The sequence below is a fragment of the Streptomyces sp. NPDC111656 genome, from assembly GCF_055656965.1.
The window spans coordinates 71,533-90,033 of sequence record NZ_JBVKCA010000017.1 but is presented as its reverse complement, the minus strand read 5'-3'; the positions used below and the strand labels follow the sequence as shown (position 1 = coordinate 90,033).

15 protein-coding genes are annotated in these 18,501 nt (G+C 69.0%); 6 read left to right on the top strand and 9 right to left on the bottom strand.

What is annotated here, in order from left to right; translation table 11 throughout:
- The first annotated feature begins 371 nt into the window (after positions 1 to 371).
- A complete protein-coding gene (locus ACZ7M3_RS38190) occupies positions 372 to 3,197 on the top strand; it encodes an AAA family ATPase (protein WP_472069681.1) in 2,826 nt (941 codons plus the stop codon).
- 146 nt (positions 3,198 to 3,343) lie between these two features.
- Positions 3,344 to 4,558 carry a PucR family transcriptional regulator gene (locus ACZ7M3_RS38185; RefSeq protein ID WP_472069679.1) on the top strand — a complete coding sequence of 405 codons (1,215 nt, stop codon included), beginning with the start codon at positions 3,344 to 3,346 and terminating at the stop codon, positions 4,556 to 4,558.
- Positions 4,559 to 5,294: 736 nt separating this feature from the next.
- Here ACZ7M3_RS38185 and ACZ7M3_RS38180 read toward each other — a convergent pair.
- On the bottom strand, positions 5,295 to 5,873 hold the full coding sequence (locus ACZ7M3_RS38180) for a TetR/AcrR family transcriptional regulator (RefSeq protein WP_472069677.1): 579 nt from the start codon (positions 5,871 to 5,873) through the stop codon (positions 5,295 to 5,297).
- A gap of 85 nt (positions 5,874 to 5,958) precedes the next feature.
- Between ACZ7M3_RS38180 and ACZ7M3_RS38175 the strand changes: the two genes are divergently transcribed.
- A complete protein-coding gene (locus tag ACZ7M3_RS38175) occupies positions 5,959 to 6,840 on the top strand; it encodes an SDR family oxidoreductase (protein ID WP_472069675.1) in 882 nt (293 codons plus the stop codon).
- A gap of 281 nt (positions 6,841 to 7,121) precedes the next feature.
- On the opposite strand, the gene ACZ7M3_RS38170 is transcribed toward ACZ7M3_RS38175, so the two are convergent.
- The 7 genes from ACZ7M3_RS38170 to ACZ7M3_RS38140 all read right to left on the bottom strand — a co-directional run bounded on the left by ACZ7M3_RS38170 (position 7,122) and on the right by ACZ7M3_RS38140 (position 12,884).
- Positions 7,122 to 8,120 (bottom strand): NAD(P)H-dependent flavin oxidoreductase, encoded by a 999-nt coding sequence (locus tag ACZ7M3_RS38170; protein ID WP_472069673.1) that lies wholly within the window; start codon positions 8,118 to 8,120, stop codon positions 7,122 to 7,124.
- A 299-nt stretch (positions 8,121 to 8,419) separates the two neighbouring features.
- A complete protein-coding gene (locus ACZ7M3_RS38165; protein ID WP_472069671.1) occupies positions 8,420 to 8,581 on the bottom strand; it encodes a hypothetical protein in 162 nt (53 codons plus the stop codon).
- A 502-nt stretch (positions 8,582 to 9,083) separates the two neighbouring features.
- Positions 9,084 to 9,275, bottom strand: a complete 192-nt coding sequence (locus tag ACZ7M3_RS38160) for a hypothetical protein (protein ID WP_472069669.1) — start codon at positions 9,273 to 9,275, stop codon at positions 9,084 to 9,086.
- Between the two features lie 707 nt (positions 9,276 to 9,982).
- Positions 9,983 to 10,774 (bottom strand): MerR family transcriptional regulator, encoded by a 792-nt coding sequence (locus ACZ7M3_RS38155; protein WP_472069667.1) that lies wholly within the window; start codon positions 10,772 to 10,774, stop codon positions 9,983 to 9,985.
- A 15-nt stretch (positions 10,775 to 10,789) separates the two neighbouring features.
- Complete coding sequence (locus tag ACZ7M3_RS38150) at positions 10,790 to 10,936, bottom strand: hypothetical protein (protein WP_472069665.1); 147 nt, start codon at positions 10,934 to 10,936, stop codon at positions 10,790 to 10,792.
- A complete protein-coding gene (locus ACZ7M3_RS38145; protein ID WP_472069663.1) occupies positions 10,933 to 11,484 on the bottom strand; it encodes an ABC transporter ATP-binding protein in 552 nt (183 codons plus the stop codon). Before ACZ7M3_RS38145 ends, ACZ7M3_RS38150 begins: the two co-directional genes overlap by 4 nt.
- A 476-nt stretch (positions 11,485 to 11,960) precedes the next feature.
- Positions 11,961 to 12,884, bottom strand: coding sequence for an SDR family NAD(P)-dependent oxidoreductase (locus ACZ7M3_RS38140; protein WP_472069661.1), 924 nt, complete (start codon positions 12,882 to 12,884; stop codon positions 11,961 to 11,963).
- A gap of 133 nt (positions 12,885 to 13,017) precedes the next feature.
- On the opposite strand from ACZ7M3_RS38140, the gene ACZ7M3_RS38135 reads away from it, so the two are divergent.
- Positions 13,018 to 13,905 carry a helix-turn-helix domain-containing protein gene (locus ACZ7M3_RS38135; RefSeq protein ID WP_472069659.1) on the top strand — a complete coding sequence of 296 codons (888 nt, stop codon included), beginning with the start codon at positions 13,018 to 13,020 and terminating at the stop codon, positions 13,903 to 13,905.
- Between the two features lie 135 nt (positions 13,906 to 14,040).
- Here ACZ7M3_RS38135 and msrA read toward each other — a convergent pair whose 3' ends face one another.
- The gene (gene msrA / locus ACZ7M3_RS38130) at positions 14,041 to 14,553 is read right to left on the bottom strand and encodes a peptide-methionine (S)-S-oxide reductase MsrA (RefSeq protein WP_351297335.1); all 513 of its coding nucleotides are present in this window, start codon (positions 14,551 to 14,553) and stop codon (positions 14,041 to 14,043) included.
- A gap of 357 nt (positions 14,554 to 14,910) precedes the next feature.
- Between msrA and ACZ7M3_RS38125 the strand changes: the two genes are divergently transcribed.
- Positions 14,911 to 17,022: a DUF8189 domain-containing protein gene (locus ACZ7M3_RS38125; RefSeq protein ID WP_472069657.1), complete on the top strand. Its 2,112-nt coding sequence runs from the start codon at positions 14,911 to 14,913 to the stop codon at positions 17,020 to 17,022.
- A gap of 186 nt (positions 17,023 to 17,208) precedes the next feature.
- Complete coding sequence (locus ACZ7M3_RS38120; protein WP_472069655.1) at positions 17,209 to 18,501, top strand: ABC transporter substrate-binding protein; 1,293 nt, start codon at positions 17,209 to 17,211, stop codon at positions 18,499 to 18,501.

The following is an 18,501-nucleotide window of genomic DNA, read 5'->3' as shown; positions in this document are numbered from 1 at the left end:
ACCACCGCTCCTCAATTCGAGATGATCTTGTTGTCGATGTGCAGCGGACGTGTGCCCGCATGGGGGCGGTTCTGCCTGCTGTGGGGTGCGCGTGTTGCAGGGCTGCGCCTGTCCGTGGTCGCTGCGAGAGGAAGTGAACCTGAACCCTGCTCCGCCATGGCGTTACGCGAGGACATCGTTGTCAGCGCATGAGTCGATGTCGGGGGTGGTCGGCGTCGCTGAGCCTGGTGGCCGGGCCGAGGACCGACTACGAGCCGGGTCTTGATCGTCACAGTTGGAATAAATCATAAGGATGCTCTTTCTTGTCAATCCATCATAATTTTTCCGGCAACCAATCTGATGGCGGGAAGTCTGCGAACTCACGGGCACGAGTGGACCTGGCTGGGCGCACGGCCGAGCTGGAACTGATGAACTCGCTGTTTGCCGGACACGATCGGGGCGGCACCAGCCTGCTGCTGCGTGGCGCCCCGGGGGTGGGAAAGACGGCGCTGCTGGATGCCGCCGCGGAACGGGCCGCAGACGTCGGAATGCGGGTACTGCGCGCCTCCGGCGTGGAGTTCGAGGCCGAGATGAACTTCTCGGCGCTGCACCAGATGCTCTGGCCGTTGCGCCGGCATGCCGACCGGCTCGCCGGCCACCAGCGAGACGTCCTCGACCGGATCTTCGGTCTCGCCCCGGGACTGTCGCCGGACCCGCTGGCCGCCTCGACGGCGGTACTCGCGCTGCTCGGCGAGGTGACCGTAGAGCGTCCGCTGCTGATGATCGCCGACGACATGCCGTGGATCGACCGCGCCAGTGCGACCGCGCTGGGCTTCGTCGTCCGCAGGATCAGCGACGACCCGGTCGTCTTCCTTGCCGCCGCCCGAACGGGAACCGAGGGCCTCTGGCGCCAACTCCAGCTGCCCGTACGCGAGATCGGGCCGCTGGCTGCGCAGTCGGCGGCCGAGCTGCTGGACGCCCGCTGGCCCGGACTGGCGCCCACGGTACGGCGGCGGTTGCTGGCCGAGGCTGCGGGCAACCCGCTCGCGCTGCGGGAGCTGCCGGCGGCGTTGAGCAGCCGACAGCGGTCAGGCCGGGACCCGCTGCCCGCGCTCCTGCCTCTCTCCGGGCGGCTGGAAGCGGCCTTCGCCTCTGCCGTCGAAAGGCTGCCTGCGCCAACCCGAGAGGTGCTGCTCGTGGCTGCGCTGCACGCCGCCGCCGACCTGGCCACGATTCGGAAGGCCACGCAGGATTCCACGGGCGTCGACGACCTCGCCCCGGCGCAGCAGGCGAACCTGGTAGATGTCGATGCGGCCGTCGGCCTCATGTCGTTTCGCCATCCGTTGATCCGCGCCGCGATCGTGCACTTGGCATCCCCTGGTGACCGCCGGAGCGCGCACCACTCCCTGGCCGTGGCCCTGGCCGACTTCCCTGACCGTCGGGCGTGGCATCTGGCCGAGGCCGCGACCGAACCGGACGAGGCGGTGGCCCGGGCGCTGGACGAAGCGGCCCTGTCCGCCTGGCGTCGCGGCGCAGTGTCCGGCGACGCGGCCCGGGCCTCGGACGAGGCGGCCGTCTCCGACCGGCGGCGCGGCGCCGCGTCCGCCGCGGTGGCCGCGCTCATGCGGGCCGGTGAACTCAGCCCGCATCCGGGCGACCGGTCCCGCCGACTGGTCGAGGCCGCCTACCTCGCGACCTTCACCGGTCAACTCGAAGACGTTCCAAGGCTGTTGGCCGATGCCGGTCAGGCACTCGACACGCCGACCGGGCTGGTCTTCGCCGCCACCGCCCACCTCCTCACGAACGATGAGGGCAATGTCGATGCCGCCTACCGGCTCCTGACCCGGGCGCTCGACGACAACACCGACACCGCCAAGAACGACAACTGGGATCACTACGGCATCCTGTACGCGTTGCTGCTCGTCAGCCTGTATGCCCTCCGCCCCGAGCCGTGGCAGCTTCTCAAGACCGCAATGGCCCGGTTCGAACCGGCCGCGGTATCACCGTTCAGGCTGTGCCACGACGCGTACGTCGACCCCACTCGCGCCCCCGATGCGTTGCGGATGGGCCTCGCCGACGCCTTCGCGGCACTGCCTGCCGACGCGGCACCCTGGCAGCTGATCCCCCTGGCCTTCGCGGCGGTCGCGATGGACACCCTGTCCGACTACAGGTACCTGGTCTCTCGCGTGATCGAACGGGAACGTGACGGCGGCGCGATCGCCATGGTCATTCCCGCTTTCATGCTGCTCTGCCACGACTCCTACGTCCACGGACAGTGGGACGAGGCCGAGAGTCTGGCGCAGGAGGGGCTGGACCTGGCAGTGGTCTACGGCTACCACTTCTGGGAACGACAGATTCGGGCCCTGCTGGCATCAGGCGCGGCTCTGCGTGGCAACGCTGAGCTCGCCCGTACTCGCAGCGAGGAGACCACGACCTGGGCGGCGCCCCGCGGCATCGAGGTGACGGAGGGGTATGCCCGGTCGGCCCGCCACCTTGCGGCCATGGGCCAAGGCGACTACGAGGAGGCCCACGTCCAGGTGGCCAGGGCCGATCCATCCGGCGCACCGTGCTCCGGTATTCCGGGCAGGTGGATGGTCCTGGACCTGGTCGAGTCGGCGGTCCGTACCGGCCGCATGGACGAGGCTCGCGCCCACGTCGCCGCCGCGCAAGAGGCAGGCATCCACCGCATATCCCCCCGCGTCGCGATGATCACCGCCGGGGCCGCGGCTGTGGCTGCCGGTGAGAAGGAAGCCGGCCCCCTGTTCGAGGCAGCCCTGTCTCTGCCCCAAGCGGCCCGGTGGCCGTGGGAACACGCGCGCATCCAGCTCGCCTATGGGCAGTGGCTGCGCCGCACCCGCGACCCCCGCGCCCGCCTGTACCTGAGCGCCGCCCTCGAAACCTTCGACCGGATCGGCGCGAAAGCCATGGCCCAGCGGGCCCGCAACGAGCTACGCGCCACTGGCGTCGCCACCACCACCGGGCCGGACGCACCGACAGTCTCGTTGACCGTGCAGGAACGCCAGATCGCCGAGCTGGCGGCCATCGGCCTGACCAACAAGCAGATCGGCGAGCGGCTGTTCCTGTCCCACCGCACGGTCGGCTCCCATCTGCACCGGCTGTATCCCAAGCTCGGTATCACCTCACGCGCCGCGCTTCGCGCCGCCCTGGAGGCGATGGCACCCGGCGAGGACCAACCCCGTTCGGCCACGCATGACTGAACGTCACCGAACCGCATAACTGGTTGGTCCGCATACTCATCGTTACGGCATGTCGAGTTGGTCCATGGTGACTCGGGCACGGTGCGAACCGACGCTCCGGCGGTACTGTAGAGGAAAGACTCCTGATCGGTGAGCCGGAGAAGACCTTGGTCGAGAAGGAGATCAACGCCTTGGCGACCGTGTTGCTCGAACGCGTCGGGCAGCTGGCGAAGGAGATGGCGGCGCGGATCCGTGCCGGCTCGCGCGACCACCACTACGACGTGGTGCCCGCGGAAGAGCTGGAGGAGGCTTGCCGGACCCACCTTGGCAACGCGCTCCGGGCGCTGACCGGACAGGTACCCGTGGACACCGAGGCCGCGGCCCGCATCGGCCGCCGCCGCGCTCTGCAGAATGTGCCGCTTCCCGCCGTGATGACGGCCTACCGCATCGGCGTGAAGTACTTCTGGGAGGCTGTACTCGCCGAAGCCACCACAAACCCCGAGGTGGGGAGCGACATGCTGGTCGCGGCGGCCTCGGCGATGTGGGTGCTCCAGGACGGCATCACCGAGGCCATGGTCTCCGGATACCACGACGCGGTGGCCGAGCGGCTCGTCGCCCATGAGCATGAGCGTTCGGCGCTGGTGGAGGCGCTACTGGAAGGCAGGAGCATGGACGCCGACGCCGCGTGGTCCGCGGCGGAGGTTCTGGGTGTGCCGCGCAAGGGCCCGTTCGCCGTGGTCGCCGCAGAGGTACCGCACGTCGGTCGGCAGGCACTGCCGGAGGCTGCGGCCCTCCTGAGTCGGCGCGGAATTCGGTCCGCCTGGCGGCTGCGCCCCGATATGCAGCTGGGCATCGTGTACCTGCGTACCCCGCGGGACCTGAACGACCTCGCCGAGGTGTTGCGGCAGCACACGAAGCAGCGGGTTGGGGTGAGTCCCTCCTATGACGACCTGTGCCGCACGGGGGAAGCCCTGCGCTTCGCCAAGGTCGCCATGCGCGGCGGCGACGCGGAGAGCGGCGCCGTGACCGTCTTCGACGACTCCCCGGTTGCGGTCGCGTCAGCCGGCGCCCCCGACGTCATGGCCCGCGTCGCCACCAACGTCCTCGGCCCGATCGAGGCCCTGCCGGCCGGCGATTGTGAGTTGCTGTTGGACACGCTGGACGCCTGGTTCGACTGCGGTGGATCGGCCGAGGAGGCCGCCAAGCGTCTGTACGTTCATCCCAACACGGTGCGCCTGCGCCTGCGCCGCATCGCCGAGCGTACGGGCCGCTCCCTTACCGATCCGCGCGGCATCACCGAACTCGCCCTCGCGCTGCGTGCCGTGCGTCAGACGCCCAAGCCCCCGTTCTCGACCGGCACCGCGGATACGGCGGACAACTGAGCCGAACGGTGCCACGGAGGGAGTTGCCCCTGCATCCTTGCCGCGTTCGTGAACTGCTTGTCCGTTGATGCCGTCCAGGGCCGCTGACGGACTGTCTCCTCATCCCCCTGCTCAGCTTGTTCGTCTATTTCATGGGGTTCCTCGATGAGACGCGGGGGAGCCGGTGGGCCCGCTGATTCCCTCGGGAGGGGCACAGCCACCGCGCCGGGCCGCGGTAGAGCCGGCCCGAAAGCGCGGCGACGCCCCGAGGCATGGCATTGATGAGCTTGCCGCCGTCGAAGCCGTGGCTGTCGGATCCAACGGTCCAGCCGTGAGGTGGCCTCGGCCATGCCCTACCGCGAACCGACCTCACTCGCTGGATCGTCCTCGCCCCTGAGGCATGCGAGCTGTATGCGGACCGGGGAAGATCGTGGCGGAGATGAGCGCGTCCTGCGTCTGGACGTCGGCCGTCATCCCGATTCCTCTGTCTGCCCGCCTCGGACCGGACCTCGCAGGAAGCCTGGCGACTGTCGGCCGGCTGGAACGCCCGCGAAGCCGGCGCACGACCCCATGCAGCGACAGGCGTGCGTGCGCCTGTTCCGGCGGATCAGAGGGGGGATCGGGAAGCCTTCGTGTGGGTCCCGCTATCGCGGAGGGCCCACCGCGACGACGCCAACGGCTCCGGAAAGTGCGAGGACTCTGGAATACGGCTGTGACCGCAGTTCTGTGAACGACGGGTGAGGTTTGTCCCGGTCGGTCAGCCCAGCGATGCGCTCGCCGAGCGCAGCTCGTCCAGGGCCGCCAGGGTGTACTCGGCGAGTCCGTCCTTGGCGTCGCGGTCGCCCTCGGACCATTCGGCGTACCCCCGTTTGAACGCGAGGACGCCCAGCTCGCCCGCGAGAGCCGCGGTCGGATCGGGTACGCCGCGGGCGACCAGAGCGACTGTCATCGCGGCCGCGAGGCTGACGCTCTTGAGGGCGTCACGTTCTTGAAGTTCGGCGCTGGCGGCGACGGCCGCCTTCAGGCGCGGGGCGAGCTCGCGATTCATGGGGCCCATCGCGCTCGAGGCACGCTCAAGACCGGCAGCGACCGCCTCGAGCGGGCTGGCATCACCGGGCGCCTCGGCGATCCCCTCGGACAGCAGCCGGCTCAGCGTCTCCTGTCCGGCCACCAGCAGCTCGCGCTTGTCGGGGAAGTGCCGGAAGAAGGTGCTTTTGGTGACTCCTGCGCGCTCGGCGATCTGCGCGACCGTCGTGGCGTCGTACCCCTGCTCGGTGAACAGGTCGACGGCGGCCATGACGAGGCGTTCGCGTGCGCCTGGTTCCCATCGACCCATGGGGCCATCGTACGTGATGGGACTCTTGTCCCATCGCCCTGCTATGGTGATGGGACAAGAGTCCCATCACTTTGGGGAGAGTTTCATGCGCGTCTTTGTCACCGGTGGCACCGGTCTGATCGGTTCCGCCGTCGTCGCCGAACTGCTCGGCAACGGCCACACCGTCCTCGCGCTCGCCCGCTCCGACGCGTCCGCGCTGGTCGCCGAGGCGGCCGGCGCCGAACCGCTCCGGGGAGGTCTCGCCGATCTGGACGTCCTTCGCGCCGGAGTTGCTCAGGCCGACGGGGTGATCCACCTGGCATTCGCCAACGACTTCAGCAGCCCCGACGCCCTCGCAAAGGCGGTGGCCGAGGAAAGTGCGGCCCTCGCGACCCTCGGCGAGGAACTCGTCGGCAGCGACCGCCCCTTGGTCACCGTCTCGGGTACGCCCTACGCGCCGGGCCGGGTCTCCACCGAGGCCGACCCGCTGCCGACCGACGGGCCGGTCGGTGGTCGCGGTCGCGCGGTCACGGCGGTCCTGGGCTTGGCCTCGCGCGGAGTCCGAAGCACGGCCGTACGCATGCCGCGCACGGTTCACAACCAGGGCACGGGCGGGTTCGCCGGTCTGCTGACCGGCATCGCACGCCAGACCGGAGTGTCCGGCTACCCGGGCGACGGCGCACAGCGTTGGCCGGCCGTGCACGCGCTCGACGCGGCAGTCCTCTTCCGGCTCGCCCTGGAGCAGGCGCCGGCCGGTACCTCCTGGCACGCCGTGGACGACGAGGGAGACAAGGTGCGGGACATCGCCGCGGTCATCGGCCGACGGCTGGGCCTGCCCATCGAGGCGGTCCCATCGGAGACGTACGGCCCTCTCGGCCCGATCTTCGCGACCGATCAGCCCTCGTCCAGCACCCACACCCGGCAGGCACTGGCCTGGGAGCCGAAGCACCCGCGCCTCCTGGAGGACCTGGAGAACATCCAGCCCTGACCGGCGACAGGGAAGATCGGGCAGACCGCTGCCGACGTTCACGCCGGCAGGGGAAGACCCTCACCTACGTCGGCTCTGTTTCCGTGGCTCCGTGGATCCCCAGGTGAGCGGCGAGAACGGGGGGATCGTTTCGCGGATGATCGCGGTCCTGGAACGCATTCGCGTGGCCACGCGCGCTGACCAGCGGGCATGTGTCTGCCACGGCACCGTGACCCTTGGTGTCAGCGCCACACGGTTTGGGCGTGTGCGGCCGTTTCCGTCGGGGTCGGCTGCCACGCCGATCAGGTTGTCGGTCGGCCGAGTAGCGAGCGAGGCCGCGAAACCAGGATCGCTTCGGCCTCGTCGCTGATCACGCGGACCACGTCGGCGGCCGGGCGTACGCCATCGACGAAGGACGCCGACTGGCCGTAGATGATCTCACCCGTGTCGGGGTCGGGCGGGGCCCCGAAGGGGTTGGCAGCTTCCTCAGGCTTCAATTCCTCCGCACGGTCCCGCAGGGTTGATTCGCGCTCCGCCCACTCGTCGGTGAACCGGTTGCGTCGGACGCGTTCACCGATACCGGTCGGCCACGGCAGCCCTGACACGATGTCGTAGGCCCGTGTCCATACGGTGTCGCCGCCGTCGCTCTCGACGATCAGGCGCTTGTGGATGTCGTGCACCTCGACCGCCTCGGGTGTGGCAAGGAATGCCGTGCCCAGCCAGGCACCGTCCGCGCCGGCGGTGAGGACGGCCGCGAGCGTTCGTCCGTCGCCGATGCCGCCTGCGGCCAGCACCGGGACATCGGGATACCTGCGCACGATCCCGGTCAGGAACGGCAGCAGACCCATCGTCCCGGTGTGACCGCCGGCCTCGTTGCCCTGCGCCACGAGGACATCGGCCCCCGCGGCAACCGCCGCCTCGGCGTCCTCGTAGTTCTGGACCTGGCACATCACCCGGGCTCCCGCGTCCTTGGCCCGGGCAAGCCACGGCTGGGGATCGGCGAACGACAATGCGACGACCGCCGGCCTCTCCTCCAGCGTGGCGTCGAACAGCGGCTCGGTGAAAGGGAGGAACGGCGTGATGAACCCGACTGCGAACGGCCGGTCCGTCGTGGCACGGATGGTCGCGATCTCCGCACGGATCCAGTCGGGTCCCTGCCAGGGATGTGTACCCCCGAAACAGCCGAGGCCGCCGGCGGCGGAGACCGCGGCAGCGAGTGTCCCGCCGCTGTGCAGGGCCATGGGGGCCGACATCACCGGATGAGCAAGCCCGAACATATCGGTGAATCTCGTCTGCAACATGGCCGCACACTAGCGGACTGACGAAGCGCCAACGGGCGGCATGCCAAGACGGCCGTTGGATGTCCGAATCGAATGCGACCCATCGGACACGTCCTGGCTCCGCCTGGGTACACCCAGGTCGCCGTCTCCCTGATTGACGCAGGTCGGCGCGGGCACGCGGACGGTGGACTGGACCAGGAACTGTGTGCCCCGCGCTCCTGGACCTGCGGCCCAGACCGCTGTTCGGGATGCCGGAGTTGGCGAGGAGATCGCCGTCACGACCGAACCGGAATTGGCCACCCGCATGATGGGCCGGTTCCTCACGCCGACCACCACGCGTCGTGGACCACCGGCGACGAACGGTATCCGCCCTGCCGGGTGTAGTTGGTGCGCAGCTTGCCGTGCACGGTCGTATCGACGGCCCATTCGACCTGGTTCGGGGTCGGTTGCAGCGCCTGCGCGTTGACGTCGTCGCGGGACACGGAGCATCAGCGGTCGCCGCGGTGCGCGTACCAGAGATGAGGACCGGGTCGTGAACAAGGCGGCTGCCGTGTGCGTTGACGTGTTGCACGAAGGGGCGAAGTAGGCCAGCGACGCCGTGCACGGCAGCCTTGTCACATGCCCAGTGACCAGGTTGACGACGGCGGGCGCGGCCTGGACCGGATCGCCGGTCAGGACCGCGCAGGCCACAGTGGCTTCTGCTGCTGGGCTCGCATGCGAGGGCGACTCATGTGCGTCGTCAGTCGTCGATCAGCCGGAGGGAGACGGACCTCAACGGTGCCTTGATCAGCCGGTGTTCAGGCACGAGCGCGGGGCAGCGCACCCCTATGGGTCCACTGGGCGCGTTCTATGGCGGAGCAGCCTCTGATTGCCTCTCAAGGCCCCACTGAAAGGCGAAGAGCTCAACTGAGACCAGTAGTGCGCCCGGGTTTCCATGCCGTGAGACAGTATGGAGCCCTGGGCTTGCGGCTGGTGCAGCGCTGTCTAGTTGCAGTTCGTCGAGTCTCGAACAGCGTTGACGAGGTACATGCTTGAGCTTGAGGTGTTCTTCATCAGCGCGGTGACCGTGCCGGAACCGCCGTGGGCGCGGTAGACAGGTCCTGCGTACTGGCTGAAGTTGCACTCGTCACTCGCACAGCCCTCTGCCGTGTAGTTCGAGCAGAGCTTGAGCTTCATCCACTTCGCGCCACTCGTGTTGTTATCGAAGATGGCGCACGTAGGAGCGTGCGGCTGCTACGACTGCAGCGGGATTCTCCGCTGCAATTGCCCTGGCGTTCTTGTCGGCCTTGGCCGAAATGCTGGGAATCGGCCGGTCGGCTGCCGCGACCTGCGGAGCAGTCAGGCCGAGTATGCCCAGGTTGGCTGCGGCCGCTGAAAAGAAGATTCATGCTGCGTGCCGGCTTCGCACGGTCATGAGATCCCCCTCTGGAAATCATTCAAGTTGCCGCCCAAGAAACTCAAGAAACATGGATGGGCGAAGCGAATAACAGCGGTGAGAGCCAATCAGATCGCCCCTCGTGCTGTCTACGTGGATTTCTGAGAGGAAACGGATGCTGTTGTTCCGCTGTGACCCTATGCGCGTGGACCTTCCTCTCTCGAGGGGAAGAATCAGGCAATCGTTCGACCGGCTAGTTACCCGTAGTCCCGACCGGGAGGTGAGTTGAGTGGTGCACGTCACGTCAAGGGAGAAGCTGCCGGCATGCCTGTTTTTGGCCATTGGCCGAAGGTCGGCGGAAGTTCGCCACCACTGATGCCAGGCGTGGATGTCAGGGCAGGAGCAGGGGCCTCGGACAGCGCCCTGCCAGGCGATCTGCACGGCAGGATGCCGCCCCGGCCGGCACGAGCACCCCCGAACAGCGTCACACCAGGTCACTGACCTGCCTTCAAGGTGGCGGCAGTTCAGTGTTGAGCCTGTCGGCAGGCACCCGCTCGATGCGGGTCCAGCCCCTCCAGCCACGCTCCTCCAGGATCGCCAACACCCGCTCGGCACCCGGTGAGGACTCGACCATGGTTGAGTCCAGCAGGTCGACGAACTGGTCGTCGAAGCCGTCGGCACCCACCTCGCCGGCCTCCACGGCGCGAATCCTCAGGCGCTCCAGGATGTCGGCGACCTCGACGACCCGCGGATCGTCGGCCGGCCAGTCGAGCGCTCCTCTGAGAAAGCTGTAGAGCCTCACCATGTCGGGGTCGTCCAACTGCTCGTGCTTCTTGGCGATCACGGCGTCGATCAGGTGCGGCACCTGGGCGGCGATCATGATCCAGGCATCCCGCTCCAGCTCGATGTACCGCTCCTCGACATCGAGACCGCGCAGCCGGTCAAGGTAGTCCACGACGCTCTGGGGGAGCGCCAGTTGCTCTCCGGCCGCGAGCCGGGCGAGCCGTCTGCGTGTGCCCTGCAGCCGCCGGATGTCGGCACGCAGGTCCTTGTCGATCTCCTGGACGCCATCGGCGAACTCCTCCGGGCCGGCGTCGAGGAGTTCCTGCACCCTGGCCAGCGGTACGCCGGCGTCTGCCAGGGTGTGGATCCGGATCAGTCGCACGACCGCGGCAGCGTCGTAGGTCCGGTACCCGGACCGGTCGCGTGCGGGCTCCGGCAGCAGGCCGATCTGGTGGTAGTGGCGTACCGCCCGCACTGTCACCCCGGCGTACGCCGCAAGCTGGCTGATGGTGAGCATGGGTCTCAGACTGCCTCAGGCGATCTTCCGGCGATAGGCGACCATCGCGAAGACGTACGCCACGACGAGGATGCCGACGCACCACACGAGTGCGATCCAGATGTCGTCGCCGACCGGCTTCCGGGCGAACAGGTCGCGGATCGTGTTGACGATCGACGTCACCGGCTGATGCTCGGCGAACCAGCGCACCGGGCCAGGCATGGTCTCCGTGGGGGCTCGTCCAGGAAGATCACCGGCGAATTCCCGATGAGGCTCATCGCGATATCCAGCCGGCGGCGCATCCCACCCGAATACGTCGACACTCTGCGCGCGCCCGCCTCGGTCAGCGAGAAACGCCTCAGCAGGTCGTCCGCGATCGTGCCCGGGTCCTTGAGGTGGCGCAGCTTGGCGACGAGTACGAGGTTCTCCCGACCGCTGAGGATCTCGTCGACCGCCGCGAACTGCCCCGTGAGGCTGATGGACTCTCGCGCGTTCCCCGGTTGGTTGGCGATGTCGAAGCCATTGACGCTCGCCGTCCCCGCGTCGGCCTTGAGGAGCGTGGCGAGGATCCTCACGGTCGTGGTCTTGCCCGACCCGTTGGAGCCGAGCAGGGCGAAGATGTTGCCCCGCGGCACGTCGAAGTCCACGCCGCGCAGCACTTCGAGCTTTCCGTACGACTTCTCGAGACCCTGCACGCGAATCGCCGGACCGGCGATCGATGGGGCTGTCATGGTCACCTGCCTCCTTTGCGGAGCTGTTCCATGCGACTGCGAGGAAGCTCCTGCCGGAAGGATGGAGGGTTGACCCGGCGTCAGGGTCAAGCCCGCTCCGACCACGGCATCCGGGCCGTCGGCGCTGATGCGGGTCGTCCCGTGATTCGTTCCCATCGGGCAACGGCTGGGCGTAGCTTCTCCAGCGTCGAAGAAGTCCGCGATCAGTGCGAACGTCGCCTCGGGCGAGGGGCGGCGGCGGATCACGAGGTCGATCACCTGCTGGCTCAGCGCGATCGTGCCACGCCTAGCTCGCAATTGTTCCAGCGTCTTTCAGAGTCAGGGTCCGTCATGAGCCGGATCGTAGGAGCGGCACCGGCGACGATGAGCGGAATACCCCGAAACCGCCCTGCCAGACGATCTGCACGGCAGGCTGCCGGCCCCGGCCGGCACGAGCCCCCCGAACAGCGTCACACCAGGCTCCTGACCTGCGAAGGTCAGCGGACGATGTCGCTCGCCAGTTCCCACAGGCGCTCGGCGTTCGCAGGGTCCAGTGCGTAGGGGGCCACACCGGGGACGCCCAGCTGGGTGGGTCGTGCGTGGACGAGAGGGGCCTCGTTGACGTCCTCGAAGTAGCGGCCGCCGACGCCTTCGACCAGCGAGGAAGCGGCGAGGAACACGGTGGTCGCGGCGCCCTGCTCGATCGTCTTGCGGTAGGGCTCCGGGGTCCGCAGGCCTCCGGTGTGCCGCTGGAGGTTGGTGGCGATCGCACCCGGGTGCAGGGAGTTGGCCGTGATGCCGTCGCCGGACCAGCGGCGCTGCGCCTCGACGGCCAGGAGGACGGCGGCGGTCTTGGACTGGCCGTAGGCGATGAGCGCGTCGTACGGGCGGAAGCGGAAGTCGATGTCGTCGAAGACGACGGGAGAGAAGAGATGGCCGCTGGAGGAGACCGAGACCAGGCGCGCTCCGTCGCCGTCGGCGAGGGTGCGGTGCAGCCCCAGGGTCAGGGCGAAGTGCCCCAGGTAGTTGGTGGCGAACTGCTGCTCGTGGCCGCCGATGCCCCGCTCGAGCTCCGGCGGCATCATGATGCCGGCGTTGTTGATCAGGATGTGCAGCGGACCCTGCCAGTCGGCGGTGAACGCTCGCACCGATTCCAGGTCGGCCAGGTCCAGGCGGGCGACGTGGATCGCGTCGTTCCCGGTGGCCTTGCGCAGGTCGGCAGCGACCTGCTCGCCGGCTTCCGGACGGCGGAGGGCGAGCGTGACCTCGGCACCGCCTGCCGCCAGAGCGCGGGCGGTCTCGACTCCGATGCCCGAGCTCGCGCCCGTGACGATCGCCCGCCTGCCTGACAGGTCGACGCCTTCGATCACCTCCGAGGCGGTGCTGTCGCGGCCGAGCGGGGTCGTGAAGAGCTGGGACATGTGATGCATTCCTCCGGTCGTTCGAAACTGCGCCGTCATACTGCGCCGAAGGCTGTGGGGCGAACCAGGACGGGGTGAGACTGGGACTGACAGGGCCACCCATGAACCGGGAACGCGTTCGTACGCTGGAAACATGACAGCCGCCGGAGACGCCAACGCACTGGGCCGGTATCTGCGCGCCCGCAGGGAACTGGTCCAGCCAGACGAGGCCTGGGATCAGGGCAACCGGCGCGTCCCGGGGCTGCGCCGCGAGGAGGTCGCGTTCCTCGCGGGCATCAGCTCCGACTACTACAACCGCTTGGAGCAGGGCCGCGACAGGAACCCCTCGGAGCAGGTCCTGCGCAGCATCGCCCGCGCCCTGCGACTGGACGAGGAGGCGACGACGTACCTGCTGGAGATCGCCACACGCAAGAGTCCGCGGCGCAAGCGGCCCCGCAGGCCGGAGCAGGTCGGTGACGGTCTGCGCACGCTCATCGACTCCTGGCCATTGACCCCGGCGTACATCCACGGCACATACATGGACGTCCTGGCCGCCAACAGCCTCGCCGTCGCGCTCTCACCGTTCAACGCGCCGGGGCGCAACGGCATTCTGGCCGCGTTCCTGGAACCGGAGATGCGGGAACTCCATCAGGACTGGGAAGACATGACCGCCCGGGTCGTCCCGTACCTGCGCTCGGTCGTCGGCGCGGGCATCGAAGACCCGCGCCTCGTCGAGATCGTGGGAGAGCTCTCCCTGCGCAGTGAGCGCTTCCGCACGCTCTGGGCCCGACAGGACGTCAAGCACAAGACCACCGGCGTCAGCCTGCTTCATCACCCGGAGGCCGGCCCTCTGGAACTGCACTACGAAAAGCTGCTGGTCCCGGGCACTGGCGGGCAGACACTGGTCACTTACCACGCGCAGCCGGGCAGCGCCTCCGAAGAACGCCTGCGTCTGCTCGCCAGCATGCACGCCCCTGACCAGGTCGGCGGTACGCGGCCGGTCGGCGACCAGGCCCGAACGCCCGGACGCGCCATGCCTTGACATGCTCCCCGGACATCGGCGACCGGTCCGGTCGCCGATGCACTCGTCGTTCTTGCTCACGCTGCATGAGCTGGTTGCCGCCTCGTGCGGTCAGCCCTCCGCGTCAGCCCTCCACGCGGTCGGTCCTCCGCGCCTTCAGCCCTCCGCGCGGGTGGGCAGCCGCCATCCCGGGCGCGGGAAGTGGCAGGTGTAGCCATCGGGGTAACGCTCCAGGTAGTCCTGGTGCTCGGGCTCGGCCTCCCAGAAGGGGCCGACCGGCTCGACCTCGGTGACGACCTTGCCCGGCCACAGTCCGGAGGCGTCCACGTCCGCGATGGTGTCCTCGGCGATCCGCTTCTGCTCGTCGTCCACGTAGTAGATCGCCGAGCGGTAGCTGAGACCGATGTCGTTGCCTTGGCGGTTCTTGGTGCTCGGGTCGTGGATCTGGAAGAAGAACTCCAAGATCGTGCGGAAGTCGGTCTTCTCGGGGTCGAAAAGGATCTCAATGGCCTCCGCGTGGGTGCCGTGGTTACGGTACGTCGCGTTCGGCACGTCACCCCCGGTGTATCCGACCCGGGTCGCTGTCACGCCCGGGAGCCGGCGGATCAGGTCCTCCATCCCCCAGAAGCATCCGCCCGCCAGTACGGCCCTCTGCGTCTGCGCTGCCATTTCGGCCCCTCCAATGTCTGTCGCCTCGGTCACTCGGGCTGCTCGGCTCGCACACCGGCGGCATCCCATGCCCTCTGGCTTCATCAGCGCGTGAGGGTCCCAAACAATTCCGCGCCCGCCCGCCCTGCCGGCCATCAGTCGGGGGTGGGGCACCGCCGCAGCCTGCGGAAACCGTCCCGGGGCGGTGCCTACGTCACCGCAAGATCCCGTTTTTAAGTTAATTAGCAATTAATATTGACAGGCCTGAGGGGCCTGGGCACAGTTTCCGCCGTGGCACCGGCGCCCAGGCAGGACCGGAGCGGGGTGCCTCGTACCCCCAACTCTCGGGAGAACTCAGTGGCTTCGCATCGTGCAGGGATGGCGCGACCGCGGCGGACAGCGGTGGTGCTCGGTGCCGTGGTGCTGGTCGGGTCGGCGGTGCCGGCGGCACACGCCGCGGACGACCAGGGCGCGCCGCAGTACTACGACAGCGGTCTCGCCTCCACGCCGTACATGGGATGGAACACCTACTACGGGCTCGGCGCCCCGACGGAGGACCAGGTCAAGAAGGTCGCCGACCACCTCGTCAGCAGCGGGCTGCGCGACAGCGGTTACAACATCGTCTGGCTGGACGGCGGTTGGCAGGCGGACCAGCCGCGTGATCCGCAGACGGGCCGGCTCGTGGCCAACGCCACCCGCTTTCCCTCCGGCATCCCCGCGCTGGTGACGTACCTTCACAAGCGGGGCCTCAAGGTCGGCATCTACACCGACGCGGGTGAGTACGACGGCGGGAAGTGGTGCGGCCTGGGCAGCCGCGGTCACTACGAGCAGGACGCCCGCCAGTTCGCCGGCTGGAAGGTCGACGCCATCAAGGTGGACTTCCTCTGCGGCATCGGCGCGGGGCTCGATCCGGGCCCGGCCTTCAAGGAGTTCAGCGACGCCGTCGCCAAGTCCGGGCGGAAGATGCTGCTCAATCTGTGCAACCCGCTCACCGACGACTGGGGCATGCCGCACACCCCGGAACAGGACGCGCACAACACCTTCGTCTACGGTCCGACGGCGGCCGACTCCTGGCGCACCGGCACCGACATCGCCTGGGGCACCCCGACCGCGGGGGAGTGGCCGAACATCCTGCGCAACATGGATGCCAACGCCTGGCACCCCGAGGCGCAGGGGCCCGGGCACTGGAACGACCCCGACTACCTGATCCCGATGCGCAAGCTCGCCGAGGGCGGCTACGAGCTGACGGAGGAGGAGTCCACCACTCAGTTCGTGATGTGGGCCGAGATGGCCTCGCCGCTCGTGCTCGGCAGTGACCCGCGCACCCTGGCGCAGTCGATGATCGACACCCTGCGCAACCCCGAGATCATCGCCGTCGACCAGGACCCGCTGGGCATCCAGGGCGCCCGCGTGGCGACCGACTCGGTCGGCGACGCCTACAGCAAGGTGCTGCAGGGCGCGGGCAAGCGGGCGGTCGTCCTGCTCAACCGCTCCGACCAGGCGCAGGACCGCACGGTGACCTTCGCGGACGCCGGCCTCGCGGGCAAGGTTGCGGTGCGTGACCTGCGGGCCCGTGCCGCGCGCGGCACCTTCACCGGCTCGTACACGGTGCGCGTCCCCGCGCACGGCACGGCCTTCCTCAAGCTGACCGGCACCGACGAGGCCCCCGGCACGCAGCTTCCCGGCCGCTCGTCGGCGAGCCCGGCCCTGGTGCGCGACGGTGACACGCTCACCGTCTTCACCCGCGGCACGGACGGCGCGCTGCGCGCGCAGACCGCGCGCGGTGGTGACTGGGCCACGTCCCGGACCACCGATCTGGGTGGCCCGACGCGCGGCCGCATCCTGGGCCAGCCCGCGGCGTACGCCTCGGCCGGGGGGCGGATCGACGTCTTCGTACGCGGCACCGACGACACCTCTTACCGGCGCGTGTACGTGAACGGGCACTGGGGGCGCTGGCAGAACCTCGGCGGGACGCTGACGGACGCGCCGACCGCGGCCTTCGCGGGACCGGACGACTGGACCCTGTTCGTGCGCGGTGCGGACGGCAATGTGTGGTCGCGCGGCCCGGCCTCCGGCTGGACCTCGCTCGGCGCCCCGCAGGGCCGGCCGTTCTACGGACGTCCGTCGGCCGTCGTCGACGACGCCGGGCGGCTGCACGTGGCCGTGCGCACCCCCGACGACTCGGTGTGGTCGCGCACCCGCGACACCTCCGGCACCTGGTCGGACTGGACGGCACTCGGCGGCACGACCAGTGGCAGCCCGACCCTGGTGGCCTCCGGCGGCACCGTCCACCTGTACGCGCGGGCCGGGGACTACACGCTCTGGACGCGCAGGTGGACCGCCGACGGCGGCTGGGCCGGCTGGAGCAAGGACACCGACTTCGTCAGCGGTGCCTTCGACGGCGCGCTCGGTGCCGTCGCCGGTCCGGACGGCGGCGTACTGGCCGCCTACCGCGGGGTGGACGGCCGCGTCCACCAGACGGGGCTCTGAGCTCCGCGCGCTCGCGTTGATGTGCCTCCGGGCCTTGTCCGGCCCGGAGGCACATCCCCCGAGAAATAAATTAGTAATTAATCTTGACGGTATCCGTACCCCTGCGACAGGCTGTGCCTGCCGCAGGCGGAGCCGGGCCGTCAGGGGGCCTCAACTCTGTTCCGCAGGCACTTAGGGAGTGCACAGATGACCGTTTTCAACGCCACCCGCCGCAGATTCCTCGTAGGAACAGGCGCAGTCGGCGCCGGCGCGCTGCTCAGCGGCTGCGTCACCCAGACCCCGTCCACCTCCGGAGGAAAGTCCGGCGGCCCGGTGACCCTGCAGTCCAACCTCTCCTCTCCGCAGGCCAAGACCGCGATGCAGGCGGTCGTCGCCGCCTACGACAAGCGCGGCGACGCCAGGGCCCAGCTCAACACGGTCGCGTCGGAGACGTTCCGCACGCAGCTGCCGACCTACCTCACCTCGGCCAACCCGCCGGACGCCTACACCTGGTACCCCGGCTCCGTCGCCGAGTCGTACGCCAAGAAGGACCTGCTCCTCGGCCTCGACGACATCTGGGAGAAGCCCGAGCTCGCCGGCTACTCCGACGCGCTGAAGAAGCTGTGCACCTCGGCCTCCAGCGGCAAGAAGGTCTTCGTGCCCACCAGCTACTACTGGTGGGGCGTGTTCTACCGGAAGTCGAACTTCGCCAAGTGGGGTGTCAAGGAGCCCAAGACGTGGGACGAGTTCCTCGACCTGTGCGACAAGCTCAAGAGCAAGGGCGTCGCCCCGATCGGCCTCGGCGCCGGCGGTGACACGCCCTGGGTCGCCTCCACCTGGTTCGACTACCTCAACATCCGCGTCAACGGCGCCAAGTACCACCGCGAACTCCTCGCGGGCAAGCACCGCTTCGACGACCCCGAGGTTCGCAAGGTCTTCGACAAGTGGGACGAGGCCCGCCCGTTCTTCGACCCCAACGGCACGGCCATCCCCTTCCAGGACGCCACCACCGCCCTCCTCCAGGGCCGCACCGGCATGATGCTCATCGGCACCTTCTTCGCCGATGCCGCCCCCAAGGACGCCCTGGGCGACCTGGACTTCTTCCAGTTCCCCATCATCGACCCGAAGGTGCCGGTCGCCGAAGAGGCGCCCACGGACGGCTACTTCGCCAGCGCCCGTACCAAGCGCGCCGACGGCGTCAAGGAGCTGCTGCGCTACCTGGCCTCCGCCGAGGCGCAGGAGCTGTACCTCAAGAACTCCTCCGGCACCGCGCTGCCCACGCACCCGGACGCCAAGGACGCCGGCACCCCGCTCGTCCTCAAGGGCCGCAAACTCATCGAGAGCGCCACCGACGTGACGCAGTTCTTCAACCGGGACTCCAGCGACGCGCTCCAGCCGACCGCCGACACGGCGCTCGTGCACTACCTCGCCAAGCCCAAGGAGATCGGCTCCATCCTCACCACGTGGCAGCGCAGCGCACAGAAGATCTGGAGCCAGTGA